This window comes from Collinsella sp. CLA-JM-H32B, assembly GCF_040098065.1.
In the GTDB taxonomy this organism is placed as follows: domain Bacteria; phylum Actinomycetota; class Coriobacteriia; order Coriobacteriales; family Coriobacteriaceae; genus Collinsella.
The window spans coordinates 1-849 of record NZ_JBBNNA010000037.1 but is presented as its reverse complement, the minus strand read 5'-3'; the positions used below and the strand labels follow the sequence as shown (position 1 = coordinate 849).

The window sequence follows — 849 nt, the reverse complement described above, 5'->3', positions numbered from 1 at the left end:
ATTCGAAGAGGGGCAATAGAGGAATACCTGCATTTCATCGATGGCGCGACACGCTCCAACCCGAACATAGGAGTTGTTTTTGGACCGTATTGATTCCGAGATCCTTGTTAATCGACTTGGACTAGCACTCGAAATGTGCAATCCCGCCGACGAGTTTGGAAAACACCCCAGAAAAGGCGTCTACTCAGAGCAGAATAGTCTCCTTATCCAATAAGTATCGAAAAGACTCACAGAGGCAAAGATGGCAATATCAGCACCAAAATCAAATGACACGAATCTTTCCGATTTGCTGTTCAGCATTCATAAGGGAGAGACACAGCTTCCCGACTTCCAACGCAAATGGACCTGGGACGATAATCGAATTAGAAGCTTGCTCGCAAGCCTTTCGCAAGGTTATCCAGTGGGCGCATTGATGCAACTTGAATATGGCGGCTCGGAGGTTAAATTCAAATATCGCACCATCGAAGGAGCTCCTTCCTCAGAAGCAACACCTCGTTATTTAGTTATGGACGGTCAGCAGCGTTTGACTTCGATGTATCGATCCCTGTACGGGAAGGATGCAGTTGCTACAACCAACGACAAACGCGTCGCCATCTCACGTCTCTATTATCTGGACATGAACACTTGCCTTGATCCGGAAGCTGATAGGTATGACGCCATTGTTTCCGTTCCCGAGGACAGGAGAATTAAGGAGAATTTCGATCGAGACGTCAAGCTCGACTTATCTACCCGTGAACTCGAATATGAACATGAGATGTACCCTGCAAACATCCTTTTTGACTCCAGCGCTGCAACGCAATGGCTTCTTGGATACATGGCTTTCCACCAATCATCTCCGGATGCTATGGC

At 47.3% G+C, this 849-nt stretch carries 1 protein-coding gene; it reads left to right on the top strand.

Going from position 1 to position 849, the window contains the following annotated elements; translation table 11 throughout:
- Nucleotides 1-241 precede the first annotated feature (241 nt).
- A partial coding sequence (locus tag AAA138_RS09840; protein WP_349090672.1) for a DUF262 domain-containing protein occupies nt 242-849 on the top strand: 608 nt, incomplete at its 3' end.